The sequence below is a fragment of the Rhodococcus sp. NPDC057014 genome (genome assembly GCF_042673295.1).
In the GTDB taxonomy this organism is placed as follows: Bacteria; Actinomycetota; Actinomycetes; order Mycobacteriales; family Mycobacteriaceae; genus Rhodococcus_F.
Genome location: NZ_JBHUSF010000224.1, coordinates 1 through 15,153, shown reverse-complemented (window position 1 = coordinate 15,153; position 15,153 = coordinate 1). Strand labels below are relative to the sequence as shown.

Sequence of the window (15,153 nt, the reverse complement as noted above, 5' to 3'; positions counted from 1 at the left end):
GCGGCGCCGGCGGCAGCGGTGGATCCGGCAGCGCGAAATGACAGAGACCACACGACTGGGGAGAAGCGCGTGAACACCACCTACACGGCGGCAGCAACGGAAATCGGCAGCGTCGACGTCGGACTGCTCGCCGTCGGCATGCTCGGCACCCTGGCGTACTTCGTCGTCGGTATCGCCGTCCTCGGCGTCGGCTTCGCCGTCCTCGACCTCGCCACCCCCGGCAATCTCCGGCACCAGGTATACGTCGACAAGAACCCCAACGCGGCGATCCTGCTGGCGTCCAACCACCTCGCGCTCGCCGTCGTCGTGGTCACCGCGATCCTCACCAGTTCCGACGGATTCGCGCAGGGACTCGCCGACTCCGCGGTCTACGGCTTGTTCGGAGTGCTGCTGCAGGTCATCGCGCTGCGGTTGATGAACGTGCTGCTGCCGGGCCAGTTGGTCGGCTTGGTCGGGAACCCGCAGATGTGCGGTGCCGCATGGGCGGTCGGCGCGAGCCTGTTCGCCATCGGCCTCGTGAACGCCGCCGCACTCACCTGATCTCGTGACCACCACAGCGGCACAGCCGAACGCCCCCCGCGCGCTCAGTGGACGGTCCAGGGCGTTCCTGCTCACCGCGGTCGCCGCCTGCGCGGCGTGCGGCCTGATCTACGAACTGGCGCTGCTGACACTGTCGGTCAGCCTGACCGGCGGCGGAATCACCCAGACGTCCCTGATCGTCGCGGGTTTCGTGGCGGCACTGGGGGTGGGCGCCCTCGCCGCCAAACCGCTGCTGTCCACCGCCGCCGCGTCGTTCGTGGTCGTCGAGATCGTCCTCGGACTCGTCGGTGGCTTCAGCGCGGTGACCCTGTACGTGACCTTCACGTTCTTCGGTTCCAGCGCAATCGTTCTGGTGCTCGCCACCGCACTGATCGGTGTGCTGGTGGGCGCCGAGGTGCCACTGCTGATGACCCTGCTGCAGTCGGGCCGCAACGACACCGACGCCGAGAGCACCGGAAAGGTGCTGGCGAACCTCAACGCCGCCGACTACGCGGGCGCCCTCGTCGGCGGCCTGCTCTGGCCGTTCGTCCTGCTGCCGGTCGCCGGGATGATCCGCGGCGCCGCGATCACCGGCATCATCAACCTCGTCGCCGCCGCCGTGGTGGCGCTGATCCTGCTCAGGTGGCAGCTCAGCCTGCGCACCCGGCTCCTCGCGGTCGTGGCGCTGCTCGTCGCCGCCGCCTGCATCGCGGTGCTGCTGGTTCGCGCCGACGGCATCGAAACCACGTCACGCCAACGCCTCTACACCGATCCCGTCGTCGCCGCGGAAAGGTCGCAGTACCAGGAGATCGTCGTCACCGAACGCGGTGGAGACGTGCGGCTCTTCCTCGACGGCGACCTCCAGTTCTCCAGCGTCGACGAACACCGGTACACCGAATCGCTCGTGTACCCGGCGATGGCGGACGACCCCGAACGGGTACTGATCCTCGGCGGCGGCGACGGCCTCGCCGCCCGAGAGGTCCTGCGACTGCCCGGCGTCGAGGACATCGTGCAGGTCGAACTCGACCCGGCGGTCGTCGAACTCGCGAACACGCGACTGTCCGGGCTGAACCAGGGCGCGCTGCAGGACCCGCGCGTGCACGTGGTCCTCGACGACGCGTTCCGGTGGCTCCGCGACGCACCGGACTCGGGATTCGACGCCGTCATCGTCGACCTCCCCGACCCGGACACCCCGGCACTCGGGCGCCTGTACTCCACCGAGTTCTACGGTCTCGCCGCCGCAGTCCTCGACCCCGGCGGACTGATGGTCGTGCAGTCCGGCAGTCCCTACTCGACGCCCGACGCGTACTGGCGCACCACCTCGACCGTCGCGTCCGCGGGTCTGGCCGTCACGCCGTACCACGTGCTCGTGCCCAGCTTCGGGGACTGGGGGTACGTCCTCGCCCGCCGCGGTCCCGAACCGCCGGCGCTGCGCCTGCCCCGCAATGTCCCCGAACTCCGCTTCCTCGACGAACCCACCCTCGCCGCGTCCGCGATCTTCCCGCGCGACCGTCCCCGCCGCGAACTCGAGCCCTCGACCCTCGACCGGCCGCGCATCGTCGACGACATGCGGAAGGGTTACGAGCGCTGACGCACCCGTGAGTACTTATCAACCGCCCGACGTTGATAAGTACTCACGGGCGCAGCAGGTTACCGAGCCTGCGGGCGGCGTCGACGACCGCTGAACCCAGCGCCGCCTCGTCGGGCATCTCGAAGACCGACACGCCGACGCTCGCGAGCGTATCGCCGCGACGTCCGGGTACGGCCGCGGAGACGCCGAGTACGGCCGGGATCACCTCGCCATCGGTGACGGCGTAGCCACGGGCGCGCGCCACGGTGACCTCTTCGCGTTCGCCGTCCATCGCGGGGAGTGCGGCGAGGATCGCAAGTCCGGCCGAGCCGCGGTCGACGGGGTCGACCTGGCCGGGCCGGAACGCGACGTGCACCTTCGCGCTGCGCGGTTCCACCACCATGAGGGCCCGGACTTCCGTCGCGTTCTCGCGAACCACGAGATGGACGGTGGCCTGGACGGCATCGGCGAGCTCTTCGAGCACGGGTCGTGCCAGTGTGCGCAGGTCCTGCTCGACGGGTTCGGCCAGGGTCACCAGTCCCGCGCCGAGTGTGACGCGTTTGAACCCGTCCTTTCGGCAGAGCCGATGTGCCTCGAGGGTGCGGATCAGCCGATGCGCGACGGTCCGGTGGACTTCGATCCCGTCGGCTATCTCCGTGACGGACAGTCCGTGCGGATGTGCTGTCAGCAACTCGAGAATCTCGAGCCCGTGGTGAAGGGTTTTGGACATCCCCGAATCGAGCTGAACTGCGCTTTTGCGTGAAGGTTCCGGCGGCCGTTCGTCGGTCGTGCTCACTGTCTTGCCCACCCTCCTTGACGTCTGTGAGGTGCGACACCTACTCTTTCATCATATCGCACAGTGCGTGCGATTATCGCACAAATGAGTCGAGTAGGGCAAGAGCCGTGGTTACGCGGAAGGGTCCAGGGAGTACCTCATGAGCAGTAGTACCGGAGCGGTCGATGCGGTGGCCGTCGCTCGGCTGCATCAGCTGTACGGGCGGCAGAGTCACCTCATCGACGGGGGCGACGCGTCAGGGTGGGCGCAGACGTTCACGGACGACGGCGAATTCCATTCCCCCAGTTACCCGGAGCCGGTATCGGGAACCGACGAGCTGATCGCATTCGCCGAACGCTTCCACGCAGGGGCGCGGGCGGCGAACGAGGTTCACCGTCACGTGATCACCAACGTCGCGATCGACGAAGCGGACGACGGCGCCTCCACCGTGCGCGCCTATCTGCAGATCGTCGCTACTTCGGTGGGCGGCGACTCGCGACTCGTGCGGATGACGACGTTCACCGACCGCGTGGTACTCGACGGCGACCGCTGGCGGATCGTCCGCCGCGACGTGCGGCGCGACGACACCGCGTAGTGCCCGCTGGACCGAGAAGGCATTTCAGACGACAGAAAGTGAAGAGAACACCATGACCTCGAGTGCAGACCAGACCAATCCCGGCCGTACCGTGACGGCGCAGATGACGGCGCACTACCCGGAGATGGCAGGCAAGGTCGCGGTGATCACCGGCGCGGCCCAGGGCATGGGCGCAGCGTTCGCCGCGGGCCTCGCCACCCGCGGCGTCCACGTGGTCGGCGCCGACATCAACGAAGATCAGATGAAGCTCACCGCCGAGGAGATCACGATCGCCCTCGCGTCGAAGTCCCTGGCAGATCGGCCCGGGACTGTCGTCGGCGCGCGGATCGACGTCACCGAGGCGGAGGAGCACGAGACTCTGGCGCAGGTGGCGCTGAAAGAATTCGGCCGCATCGACTTCTGGATCAACAACGCAGGAATCTTCCCGTTCGCGCCGGCGGAGGAGATCTCCCCCGAACAGATCGGTGCCACCCTGTCGGTCAACGTCGAGGGTGTGCTGTTCGGCGCCCAGGCGGCGGCACGCCACATGCAGCACGGCGGCGCGATCGTCAACATGTCGTCCGTGTCGGCGGTCCGGGTCCGGAAGGGCCGCGGCGCGTACTGCACGTCGAAGGCGGCGGTCGCGCATCTCACCGAATCGCTCGCGGTCGAATTCGGGGACAAGGGCATTCGAGTGAACTCGATCGCACCCGGGTACATCGACACGGCGATGACGCAGTGGGTGCAGGACGATCCGGCAGCGCTGAAGCACGCCCTCGACGTGGTCCCACTGCACCGTCTCGGATCGCCGGAGGAGGTGTTCGGCCCGTTGCTGTTCCTGCTGTCGGACAGTGCGCGTTACGTGACGGGTCACAGTATCGCCGTCGACGGCGGTTCGCGGCATGTCTGAGTCGGTGACCTATCCCGGCGTCGTGCTGATCACCGGAGCCGCGGGCGGCATGGGCGCCAATCACGCCCGTGCCCTCGCGGCCAGGGGAACGCACGTCTGTGTTGCCGACGTGGCGGACTGCTCGGCTGTCGTCGAGGAGATCACGACGGCAGGAGGTTCGGTGTCCGCGCACGAACTCGATGTCACCGACGCCACTGCCTGGACTCGAGTGGTCGACGAGATCCGTGGCGCTCGAGGTGAATTGGGTGGCCTGGTCAACAATGCCGGAATCTCGCGCCGACTGGAGTTCATGGACACGCCCGACGACGTCTGGGAACTGACCATGAGGATCAACCTCTTCGGACCGTTCTACGGCATGAAGGCCGTCGCCCCGCTCCTGCGCGACAGCGGTGGCGGGTCGATCGTCAACATCTCGTCGATCTCCGGGCAGATCGGATACTTCTCACCCGCGTACTCGTCGAGCAAGTGGGGACTGACCGGGCTGTCGAAGTCGGCGGCCGGCAATCTTGCCCGGTGGGGTATCCGCGTCAACTCCGTGCACCCGGGCCTCGTGGGCACGGCGTTACTCGGAGGCGCGGACGGCTTCGTCCGGGCCGCGGTCGACAGCATCCCCTTCGGTCGCATGGGCACCCCGGACGAGATCACGGACGCCGTCCTGTTCCTGCTGTCCGACCGCTCCACCTACATGAGCGGAAGTGAAGTCACGGTCGACGGCGGCCTCGTGTCGAACGGCCTGTACCACCGCATCATTGCCGAGACGGGAGCGAACCTTTCATGAGCGAGAACTACGACGTCATCGTCGTCGGCGGTGGCGGAGCCGGACTCGCCGCGGCCGTGTCCGCCGCCGAACGGGGCGCCGCGGTGCTGCTGTTCGAGTCGGAAACCGAACTCGGCGGATCGACGCAATTGTCCGCCGGACTGTTCACGGCGGCCGGCACCAGCGTGCAACGCGGTCTGGGGATCGAGGACTCCGCCGAGAAGTTCTTCCAGCACTACATGGACCTCAATCAGTGGATGCTGGCCCCGGGCCTGATCCGCACGTTCTGCGAGAACGCCGGACCCACCCTCGAATGGCTGATCGAACTCGGCGTCGAGATTCCGGCAGTCGTGTCCGCCAACGCCCACCAGCCCGGTCTGTGCCAGGCAGGAGTCGAGGACGTCTGGCGGGGCCACGTCCCGAAGGATCAGGGCTACGGTCTCGTCCAGGTGCTCGATGCCGCCCGACGCAGGCACGGCGTCGAGGCGATCCTGAACACCCGAGTGCAGAGGCTGATCGAGGAGGACGGCCGCGTGGTCGGAGTCGTCGCCGACGACATCGAGGTCCGAGCCGGTTCCGTGGTCGTCGCGTCCGGCGGGTTCGCACAGGACCCCGAACTCGTCGACCGTTACTACCCGGCAGCGAACAACGCCGGCGACTCCCTGTTCGTGGTCGCCGCCCCCGGCAGCCGGGGAGACCACCTCCGCTTCGGTAGGACCGTCGATGCCGCCGTCGCGGGCGACGGGTGGGGGCTGATGCTCCCGACCGTCTACTTCCAGCGCTTCCACCACTGGCAATCCGGCTTCCCGCCCAAGTCGCGGGTGTATGTCAACCACGGCGGCCGGCGGTTCATGGACGAGGACGCGTCGTACGCGGTGTCCACGGGCATCATCGACGCCCAGGGCGGACATGCCTGGGTGATCTTCGACGAGAAGGCCCGCGTGAATCTCGCGCCCGGCTATGCCGACTGGACACCCGAACGGATCGCCGACGAGGTGGCAGCCGGGCGCACGTTCAGCGCCGGCAGCCTGGCGGAGCTCGCGGAACAGATCCGGGTGCCCGCCGACGCCCTCACCGCCACCGTCGCCCGGTGGAACGACCAACTTCCGGCCGGCGTCGACGAGGACTATTTGCGGCACCGGACGCTCCGGAACAAGGGTTCGGACGAGAACCCCGAGCCGATCGGCGAGGCCCCCTTCTTCGCCGCGCGGATCCTTCCCGCCGAACTCGTGTGCACCCACGCGGGCCTGGAGATCGATGGAGATGCCGCCGTCGTCGATGTGCGAGGACACCGGATACCGGGCCTCTTCGCAGCGGGCGAAGCCGGAGCAGGCATCCTGGGACTCAGGTATGTCGGTGGCGGCAACGCGGTGGCCAACGCTGTGACCATGGGCCGCATCGCGGGCCGAAACGCGGCGAAGGCCGCATCAGGACCCCACCCCTCATAGGAGAACTTGCCATGGGATTTTCCCGCCCCGCTGTCCCCGACAGCGAAATCGGTGCGAGGACCTTGAAGAAGGTGTCGTACCGCATCCTTCCGTTCGTCATGTTGCTGTACATCTTCAACTACATGGACCGCACCAACATCAGCTACGCGCAGCTGGGGATGCAGCACGAACTCGGCATCACGGTCGGCACGTTCGGCGCGGTGGCGTCGATCTTCTTCCTGGCCTACGTCGTGTTCGAGATCCCCTCCAACATGGCCCTGAAGAAATTCGGGGCACGCATCTGGCTGGCCCGGATCGCGATCACGTGGGGCATCGTCACCGTGATCATGGGCTTCGTCAACAGCGTCACGCAGCTCTACGTCGCCCGCGTCGCCCTCGGCATCGCCGAGGCGGGTCTCTTCCCGGGCCTGCTGCTGTACTTGACGTTTTGGTTCCGCTCTGGTGAGCGGGCCAGGGCGATCGCCATGATGGCCATGGCGCAGCCGATCGCCATGATCGTCGGATCCTTCACCGGCGGTCTGATCCTCGACCACATCTCCTGGTTCGACATGAGCGGTTGGCGCTGGGTGTTCATCCTGCAGGGTGCACCGACGATCGTGCTGGGCCTGATCGTTCTGGTGTACCTGCCCAACCGGCCACGCGAGGCGAAATTCCTGACCACGCGCGAATCCGAGTGGCTCGAAGGTGAGATCACCGCGGAGTACCAGGAGCCCGAAACCCACGCGGGTGTGAAGGAGCAGCTCGGCGCGATCAAGAATCGGAGGATCCTGCATCTCGCCGTCGCGAATCTGTTCGCCGCCTGTGGTCTGTACGGTTTCACGTTCTTCCTGCCGCAGATCGTGAAGCAGATGGATCCGAGCTACTCGGCCACCAACATCGGTTTCCTCGGTGCGGTCCCGTTCCTGGTCGGCGCTGTCGGAATGCTGCTGATCAGCCGGTACTCGGATCGGACGGGTGAGCGGAAGCTCTTCGTCATCGGCCTGATGGTCCTGGCCGCCGTCGGGTTGTTCGGCACCATTGTCTTCCGGCACTCGCCGGTGCTGGCGTTGACGTCGCTGTCGATGGTGGCGGTGGGTGTGCTCGGGTATATGGCGCCGTACTGGGCGATGGCGGCGCAGGTGCTCACCCGCGCCGAGACGGCTGTGGGCCTCGCAGCCATCAACACGATCGCCGCGATGGGCGGCTTCTTCGGCCCCTACGTCATCGGGAAGAACGCCACCGCCGACAACGTCACGATCGGCCTGTACTTCCCGATCGGGTGCCTGCTGATCTGTGCCGTAATGCTCGCATTCCTGAAGATCCCGAAGAAGGAACCGGTCGAACTGGCAGAAGCAACATCATCAACTAGTTCATAGATATACTAAAGGCGGAGGTGGCGGGCGCTGGGCCCGCCACCGGCTCGCGATAGGGTTCCTCCATGACCGATGACGTAGCGCCGGTGCCCGTCGAGGTGCCCGACAGCCTCGACTTCTGGTCGTTCATCGAACTGGCGAACAGGCGTCTGAGCACGGAATACGGTTCGACGCACGAACTCGCCACCCAGGTGCTCCTGACGTTGAACCGCGCGTCGAACGTAGTGACATACGACCTGGAGTCGTCGATCCACCGACCGCGCGGGCTGTCGTGGTCGGCGTTCCGGCTGATGTTCGTGACGTGGCTGGCGGGTCCGGTCGAGTCGAAGACCGCCGCCAAGCTCACCGGCATGAGCCGGGCCGCCGTGTCGAATCTGACGAAAACGCTGGTCAGCGGGGGTCTGATGGAGCGGTCCCCGGACGAGCGGGACGGCCGGTCGGTCCAGTTGTCGCTCACCGAGAAGGGCCGCAGCGAGATCGGCGAGATCTACCGTGAGCAGAACGAGCGCGAACACGCCTGGGCGAGCGTGCTCACCGAGCCGGAGCAGCGCATTCTCGTCATGCTGCTCGACAAGTTGATCACCAATCGCAGCCAGTTCGACGTCCGCGGCCGCAACTGACCCTGCTGTGCCTCCCGGAAAGCCTGTGCTTGCCATCACGCCCCCAATTTAGTTAATGTGTTTACTACTACGAACACGCACTTCTAGGGAGGCCGGTCATGGCGTTCTATCGGCACGTGGGCAACATTCCGCCCAAGCGGCACACGCAGCACCGTGACGACAACGGTCAGCTCTACTTCGAGGAGCTGATGGGCGAAGAGGGGTTCTCCTCCGACTCCTCGCTGCTCTACCACCGCCACATCCCGTCGGCGATCGTCGATGCCACGGTGTGGGAGCTGCCCGACCAGAGCACCACCCCCAATCATCCGCTCAAGCCCCGTCACCTGAAGCTGCACGACCTCTTCCCGGAGGCGGTCTGGGCCGACACCGACGTGGTCACCGGACGCCGGCTGATCCTCGGCAACGCCGACGTCCGCATCTCCTACGTGGTCGCCGCCAAGGAGTCGCCGCTGTACCGCAACGCGATCGGCGACGAAATGGTGTACGTCGAATCCGGTGCCGCCACCGTCGAAACCGTGTTCGGCGCGCTCGAGGCGAAGCAGGGCGACTACGTCCTGATTCCGATGTCGACCACGCACCGCTGGATCCCTCAGGGCCCGGAACCGTTGCGCGCCTATGCAATGGAGGCGAACAGTCACATCGTCCCGCCGAAGCGCTACCTGTCGCGGTTCGGCCAGCTGCTCGAGAACGCGCCCTACTGCGAGCGCGACCTGCACGGGCCGTCCGACACACTGCAGTCCGAGGGCACGGACGTCGAGGTGCTCGTCAAGCACCGGACGTCGCACGGGATCGTCGGCACGCGAATGGTGTACCCGCAGCATCCCTTCGACGTCGTGGGCTGGGACGGGTGCCTGTACCCGTACACGTTCAACATCTCCGACTACGAACCCATCACCGGGCGCGTGCACCAGCCGCCGCCGGCGCATCAGGCGTTCGAGGGCAACAACTTCGTCATCTGCAACTTCGTGCCCCGCAAGGTCGACTACCACCCGCTGTCGATTCCGGTGCCGTACTACCACTCGAACGTCGACTCCGACGAGATCATGTTCTACGTCGGCGGCGACTACGAGGCGCGCAAGGGTTCCGGCATCGGGCAGGGGTCCATCTCGATCCACCCCGGCGGCCACGCGCACGGACCGCAGCCCGGCGCGTACGAACGCAGCATCGGCGCCGAGTTCTTCGACGAACTGGCCGTCATGGTCGACACGTTCCGTCCGCTCGAACTCGGCGAGGGCGCACTGGCCTGCGAGGACTCGGGCTACGCGTGGACCTGGGCAGGACGGGGGCCGAAGCAGTGATCCCCGCTCTCTTCTCCGGTCTCTGCGACGACGCCGCCCTGTTTCCGCCCGGAAACGCGCCGCTCCCCGACGCTCTGCCCGCGCACACCCGGCATCTGTCGGCGCCGTACGGGGATCTCGTCGGACCCTTCGTGTTCCCCGTCCCCCGGCTGGACGAACTGTCAGCGGGTGCGATCGAGTTGAGCCTGACGCTGCCCGGTGGCCCGGCCACGCTCGAATCCGCACTCGACCGCCTCGCGCAGATCGACGGTGCCACCGCGGTAGCGCTCGAGATCGCGGCGCCCGCCGAGCAGACGGCCGCGGAGTTCTTCGCCGCACTGGACGCCGCGGCAGACCTGACGTCCGGCTGTGAGGTGTTCGTCGAGGTTCCGCGCGGCGAGCGCCGGGCCGACTTCCTCGCAGCACTCGTCGGCGGCCCGTTCGCGGCGAAGTTCCGCACGGGAGGCGTTGTCGCCGAGGCCTACCCGGACGAGAGCGAACTCGCGTCCGCTGTGCGCGCCGCCGTGACGGCGGGTATCCCGTTCAAGGCCACGGCGGGACTGCACCACGCCGTGCGCAACACCGATCCGCACACCGGCTTCGAGCAGCACGGTTTCCTCAACGTGCTTCTCGCCACCCGGCACGCACTCCACGGCGCCGACACCGACCGGGTGGCCGCGACCCTCGCGGAGCGTGACGGCACCCGGATCGCCCGCGAACTGGGCGACCTCCCCGCCGACGTCGTCGGCGCCGTCCGCACCGCCTTCCGGTCCTTCGGCACGTGCAGCATCCTCGAGCCCGTCGAAGATCTCGTCGCACTGCACCTCGTGCCGTCGTCCGCCCTCGCCCCCGCCGATGAACACGCTTCCGCCGATGAAGGAGCCCACGCATGACCGTCCTCGATATTCCCGCCGATTCCCTGTTCGGGCTGGAGAACCTGCCGTACGGCGTGTTCTCGACCGCGGACTCGGCCCCCCGGGTCGGTGTGCGGGTGGGAGATTCCGTCGTGGATCTCGCCGCCGCCCTCGGTGACGACGTCTTCGCGCAGCCCACCCTCAACGCGTTCATGGCGCAGGGCCCGGCCCGCTGGAGTGAGGTTCGCCGGCAGATCACCGAATTCGTCCAGGGTGACCTCGCCGACACGGCGGTGTTCGCGGTCGAGGACGTGACGATGCACCTGCCGGTGGCAATCGCCGACTACGCCGACTTCTACGCGTCCGAATATCACGCCACCAACCTCGGACGGTTGTTCCGCCCCGACTCCGAGCCGCTGATGCCCAACTGGAAGCACCTGCCGGTCGGATACCACGGGCGGTCGAGCACCGTCATCGTGTCGGGCACCGACGTGATCCGGCCGTGCGGGCAGCGCAAGGCCCCGAATCAGGACGCCCCCGACTTCGGCCCGTCCCGGCGCCTCGACATCGAGGCCGAAATGGGCTTCCTCGTCGGTGTCCCGACGAAGCTGGGGGAGACCATCACCCCGGATCGGTTCGCGGACCACGTGTTCGGCGCGGTCGTCGTGAACGATTGGTCGGCCCGCGACATCCAGGCCTGGGAGTACGTGCCGCTCGGCCCGTTCCTCGGGAAGAGTTTCGCGACGTCCATCTCCCCGTGGGTGGTGCCGCTGGCGGCTCTCGAGGCGGCCCGCATCGACACCCCGATCCAGGATCCGCAGCCGCTGCCGTACCTGCGCGGCGAGGAGAAATGGGGTCTGGACATCGACCTGGCCGTCGAATGGAACGGGCACGTCGTCTCGCGCCCGCCGTACGCGCAGATGTACTGGTCGCCGGCGCAGATGCTCGCGCACACCACGGTCAACGGCGCCGCGGCCAGCACCGGTGACCTGTTCGCGTCGGGCACCATCTCCGGACCGGAGAAGGACCAGCGCGGCGCGTTCATCGAACTGACGTGGGGCGGGCAGGAACCCGTCGTCGTGGGCGACGAGAAGCGCACGTTCCTCGAGGACGGCGACGAGATCGCCATCTCCGCCACCGCGCCGGGCCCCAACGGCACCCGCATCGGCTTCGGTGAGGTGCGGGCCCGCATTGCTCCCCCTGTGAGTACTTGTTAACCGCGGGCGGTTAACAAGTACTCACGGGTGGTAGGCAGTAGTCATGACCGAGAACTTCGTCGAGACCACTGCCTTGCCGGACACCGGCGTCGCGTTCCTCACCCTGAACCGCCCCGAACAGCGCAATCCGCTGTCGTCCGAGGCCATGCGGGATGTCACCGCAGCGCTTCGGAAGCTGGGCGACGACGACACCACCCGCGTCGTCGTCATCAGGGCTGCAGGACCGGTGTTCTCCGCGGGTCACGACCTGAAGGAGATGATCGGCCGCACCCTCGAGGACGAGCAGGCCATCTTCGACACCTGCGTCGAGATGATGCAGGCCGTGCAGGAGATTCCGCAGCCGGTCATCGCGTCCGTCCAGGGTGCGGCGGTCGCGGCGGGCTGTCAGCTCGCCGCGTCGTGCGACCTCGTGGTGGCGTCGTCGAACGCGGTGTTCGGGACGCCGGGCGTGAAGATCGGCCTGTTCTGCTCCACCCCGATGGTGGCCCTGAGCCGCGCGATCGGACGTAAGCGCGCCCTGCAGATGTTGCTCACCGGTGAGACGATCGATGCGGAGACCGCCGCGGACTGGGGTCTGGTGAACCTGGTGGTCGCGCCGGAGGACCTCGACGCGCAGACCCGGGCGCTCGCCGCGAAGATCACGACGGCCAGCCCGCTCACCGTGAAGATCGGCAAGCAGGCGTTCTACCGCCAGATCGACCTTCCCCAGGGCGAGGCGTATCAGGCGATGGCCGAGACGATGGCCACCAACGCCGTCACCTGCGACGCCCAGGAAGGCATGCAGGCGTTCGTCGAGAAGCGCACTCCGCAGTGGCAGGGAAAATAGCCCTCCGCGACAGGCCCTGCCTGCATTGCGTGGTGTCGCGAACCGGCGAAAGATCAGGGGTGCAGTGGCTGCGGCCGCGGGCCGTCGGCGCCCGCCGACGGTGGACCGCGACAGGCCGGCCACCGAGAATGTTCTCACTGCGGGGCGACGGTCCCGCGGGAGGTGACATCGATGTTCATCCAAATCATTCAAGGAAAGGTGTCGGACGAGGCCGGCCTCGTCCGGTGCATGGACCGCTGGACCGAGGACGTGCGTCCGGGGGCGACGGGCTTCCTCGGATGCACCCAGGGATTGTGCGACGACGGAACGTTCATCGCGCTGGCGCGATTCGAATCGGCAGAGGCTGCCCGGCTCAACAGTGAGCGTCCCGAGCAGGGCGCCTGGTGGGCGGAGACCGAGCGGTGCTTCGACGGCCCGGTGTCCTTCATGGACTGCCCCGAGGTGGCCGAGTGGATGGGCGGCGGTTCGGACGACGCGACGTTCGTGCAGGTCATGGAGGGCCACACCACGGACGCGCACCGGATGCGGGAGTTGCTGGACGAGTCCGCCGACCGGGTGCACGAGCTGCGGCCGGAGATCCTCGGTGGAACGCTGTGCACGTACGGCGACGGCGGGTACGTCGAGGCGGTGTACTTCACGTCCGAAGCGGAGGCCCGTTCCCACGAGAAGATGGAGATTCCGGACGACCTGAGGTCGTTGTTCGAGGAGGAGGGCCGGCTGACCGACGACGTGACGTACTACGACATGCATTCGCCGATGCTGGTGTCGTCGGGGCGGTAGCGAACCTCTGGCGAGGTAGTTGGACGTCCTATAACCTTCGTGCATGAGTCTGGATGCGCGCACCGATACCGTCGACGGAGTGCTGCGGCGCTCGGCCGCCAAGTTCCCCGACCGCAGGGCGTTGACGTTCGAGGACCGCACGTGGACGTACCGCGAACTCGACGACGCCGTCAGCCGCGCCGCCGCCTACCTGCAGTCGCTGGGACTGTCGGCCGGTGAGCGCGTCGCCGCGTACGGCACCAACTCGGACGCGTACACGATCGGCTTCCTGGCCTGCGCGCGTGCGGGTCTCGTGCACGTCCCCGTCAACTATGCGCTCAGGGGCGACGAGCTGACCTACCTGGTGTCGCAGTCCGGGAGCACCGCGGTGCTGGTCGATCCGGCGCTGCGGGGCACCCTCGACTCGATCCGGGACGGACTGGACCTGCGTCACGTGGTGCCGCTGCGTGACGCCGAGGATTCCCTGCTCGCCCACTCCGGCTCCGGCGACGTGCCCGCCGTGGCCGCGCCGGTCGCGTCCACCGACCTGGCGCAGCTGCTGTACACGTCGGGGACGACGTCGAAGCCGAAGGGCGCCATGATGACTCACGGTGGACTCGTGCACGAGTACGTGTCCTCCGTGATCGCCCTCGCGCTGGACGAGCGTGACAATCCGCTGATCTGCATGCCGCTGTACCACTCGGCGGGCATGCACGTGTTCATGCTGCCGTACCTGTCGGTGGGTGCCTCGGTGCATCTGATGCAGACCCCCGACATCCCGGAGATCCTGCGCCGCATCGAGGCGGATCGCATCGGCTCGCTGTTCCTGGCGCCGACGGTGTGGGTGCCGCTCGCCGGACATCCCGATCTCGAGACCCGCGACCTGTCGTCGTTGAAGAAGGCGCAGTACGGCGCGTCGATCATGCCGGTGACGGTGCTGAACCGGCTGCGCGAACGCTACCCCGACCTCGGCTTCTACAACTGCTTCGGACAGTCCGAGATCGGGCCGCTCGCCACCGTGCTGCAGCCCGCCGAGCACGAGGCGCGGCCGTCGTCGTGCGGCAAGGCCGTGTTCTTCGTCGAGACCCGGGTGGTGGACCCGGACGGCAACGACGTTCCGGACGGCACGCCCGGCGAGGTGCTCTACCGCTCGCCCCAGCTGTGCCTCGGGTACTGGGACAACCCCGACGCCACCGCGGAGGCGTTCCGCGACGGCTGGTTCCACTCGGGTGATCTGGTGACGCGAGACCCGGAGGGGTACATCACCGTCGTCGACCGCATCAAGGACGTCATCAACACCGGCGGCATCCTGGTGGCGTCACGGGAGGTCGAGGACGCCGTCTACACGCACCCGGACGTCGCCGAGGTGGCGGTCATCGGGACGCCGGACGACAAGTGGATCGAGGCGATCACCGCGGTGGTGGTGCTGCGGGAGGACGCGGCCGGCGTGACGCCCGACGGGTTGATCGCCCACGTCAAGGAGCGCATCGCGCCGTTCAAGGTGCCCAAGCAGGTGGTGTTCGTGGACGAGCTGCCCCGCAACCAGAGCGGAAAGCTGCTCAAGCGGGAACTGCGGGCGACACTCTGACTACTACTTCTTGGTGGACGCCCTCTCGATCAGCTCGACCGGAAGCTTCACCGATTCGACGTCGTTGCCCGCGATGAGCGACAGGAGATGACGCACCCCCGTCGCGC

At 67.5% G+C, this 15,153-nt stretch carries 15 protein-coding genes; 14 read left to right on the top strand and 1 reads right to left on the bottom strand.

Annotated features, from left to right (window positions below; translation table 11 throughout):
• Positions 1 to 69 precede the first annotated feature (69 nt).
• A complete protein-coding gene (locus tag ACFTZB_RS31770; protein WP_185727837.1) occupies positions 70 to 540 on the top strand; it encodes a DUF350 domain-containing protein in 471 nt (156 codons plus the stop codon).
• 4 nt (positions 541 to 544) lie between these two features.
• Entirely contained in the window at positions 545 to 2,110 is a 1,566-nt protein-coding gene (locus tag ACFTZB_RS31765) for a polyamine aminopropyltransferase (RefSeq protein WP_378437622.1), read from the top strand.
• A 43-nt stretch (positions 2,111 to 2,153) separates the two neighbouring features.
• Here the strand turns inward: ACFTZB_RS31765 and ACFTZB_RS31760 are convergent, their stop codons facing one another.
• Positions 2,154 to 2,819, bottom strand: a complete 666-nt coding sequence (locus tag ACFTZB_RS31760; protein WP_378437621.1) for an IclR family transcriptional regulator — start codon at positions 2,817 to 2,819, stop codon at positions 2,154 to 2,156.
• 205 nt (positions 2,820 to 3,024) lie between these two features.
• Between ACFTZB_RS31760 and ACFTZB_RS31755 the strand changes: the two genes are divergently transcribed.
• The 12 genes from ACFTZB_RS31755 to ACFTZB_RS31700 all read left to right on the top strand — a co-directional run bounded on the left by ACFTZB_RS31755 (position 3,025) and on the right by ACFTZB_RS31700 (position 15,046).
• Positions 3,025 to 3,459 (top strand): nuclear transport factor 2 family protein, encoded by a 435-nt coding sequence (locus tag ACFTZB_RS31755; RefSeq protein WP_378437619.1) that lies wholly within the window; start codon positions 3,025 to 3,027, stop codon positions 3,457 to 3,459.
• 52 nt (positions 3,460 to 3,511) lie between these two features.
• The gene (locus ACFTZB_RS31750) at positions 3,512 to 4,348 is read left to right on the top strand and encodes an SDR family NAD(P)-dependent oxidoreductase (RefSeq protein ID WP_378437617.1); all 837 of its coding nucleotides are present in this window, start codon (positions 3,512 to 3,514) and stop codon (positions 4,346 to 4,348) included.
• Entirely contained in the window at positions 4,341 to 5,126 is a 786-nt protein-coding gene (locus ACFTZB_RS31745; protein WP_378437615.1) for an SDR family NAD(P)-dependent oxidoreductase, read from the top strand. The genes ACFTZB_RS31750 and ACFTZB_RS31745 overlap by 8 nt, the downstream gene beginning before the upstream one ends.
• Positions 5,123 to 6,553, top strand: a complete 1,431-nt coding sequence (locus ACFTZB_RS31740; RefSeq protein WP_378437613.1) for an FAD-dependent oxidoreductase — start codon at positions 5,123 to 5,125, stop codon at positions 6,551 to 6,553. Before ACFTZB_RS31745 ends, ACFTZB_RS31740 begins: the two co-directional genes overlap by 4 nt.
• Before the next feature lie 11 nt (positions 6,554 to 6,564).
• A complete protein-coding gene (locus tag ACFTZB_RS31735) occupies positions 6,565 to 7,908 on the top strand; it encodes an MFS transporter (RefSeq protein ID WP_378437610.1) in 1,344 nt (447 codons plus the stop codon).
• 62 nt (positions 7,909 to 7,970) lie between these two features.
• Entirely contained in the window at positions 7,971 to 8,525 is a 555-nt protein-coding gene (locus ACFTZB_RS31730; protein ID WP_124391150.1) for a MarR family winged helix-turn-helix transcriptional regulator, read from the top strand.
• A gap of 98 nt (positions 8,526 to 8,623) precedes the next feature.
• The gene (locus ACFTZB_RS31725; protein ID WP_378437608.1) at positions 8,624 to 9,823 is read left to right on the top strand and encodes a homogentisate 1,2-dioxygenase; all 1,200 of its coding nucleotides are present in this window, start codon (positions 8,624 to 8,626) and stop codon (positions 9,821 to 9,823) included.
• A complete protein-coding gene (locus ACFTZB_RS31720) occupies positions 9,820 to 10,695 on the top strand; it encodes a hypothetical protein (RefSeq protein ID WP_378437625.1) in 876 nt (291 codons plus the stop codon). Before ACFTZB_RS31725 ends, ACFTZB_RS31720 begins: the two co-directional genes overlap by 4 nt.
• Positions 10,692 to 11,873 (top strand): fumarylacetoacetase, encoded by a 1,182-nt coding sequence (gene fahA, locus ACFTZB_RS31715; RefSeq protein ID WP_378437606.1) that lies wholly within the window; start codon positions 10,692 to 10,694, stop codon positions 11,871 to 11,873. The genes ACFTZB_RS31720 and fahA overlap by 4 nt, the downstream gene beginning before the upstream one ends.
• 43 nt (positions 11,874 to 11,916) lie before the next feature.
• Positions 11,917 to 12,699, top strand: coding sequence for an enoyl-CoA hydratase (locus ACFTZB_RS31710; protein WP_378437603.1), 783 nt, complete (start codon positions 11,917 to 11,919; stop codon positions 12,697 to 12,699).
• A 171-nt stretch (positions 12,700 to 12,870) separates the two neighbouring features.
• Complete coding sequence (locus ACFTZB_RS31705; protein WP_378437601.1) at positions 12,871 to 13,479, top strand: hypothetical protein; 609 nt, start codon at positions 12,871 to 12,873, stop codon at positions 13,477 to 13,479.
• 43 nt (positions 13,480 to 13,522) lie between these two features.
• Positions 13,523 to 15,046, top strand: a complete 1,524-nt coding sequence (locus tag ACFTZB_RS31700) for an acyl-CoA synthetase (protein WP_378437599.1) — start codon at positions 13,523 to 13,525, stop codon at positions 15,044 to 15,046.
• Positions 15,047 to 15,153 lie beyond the last annotated feature (107 nt).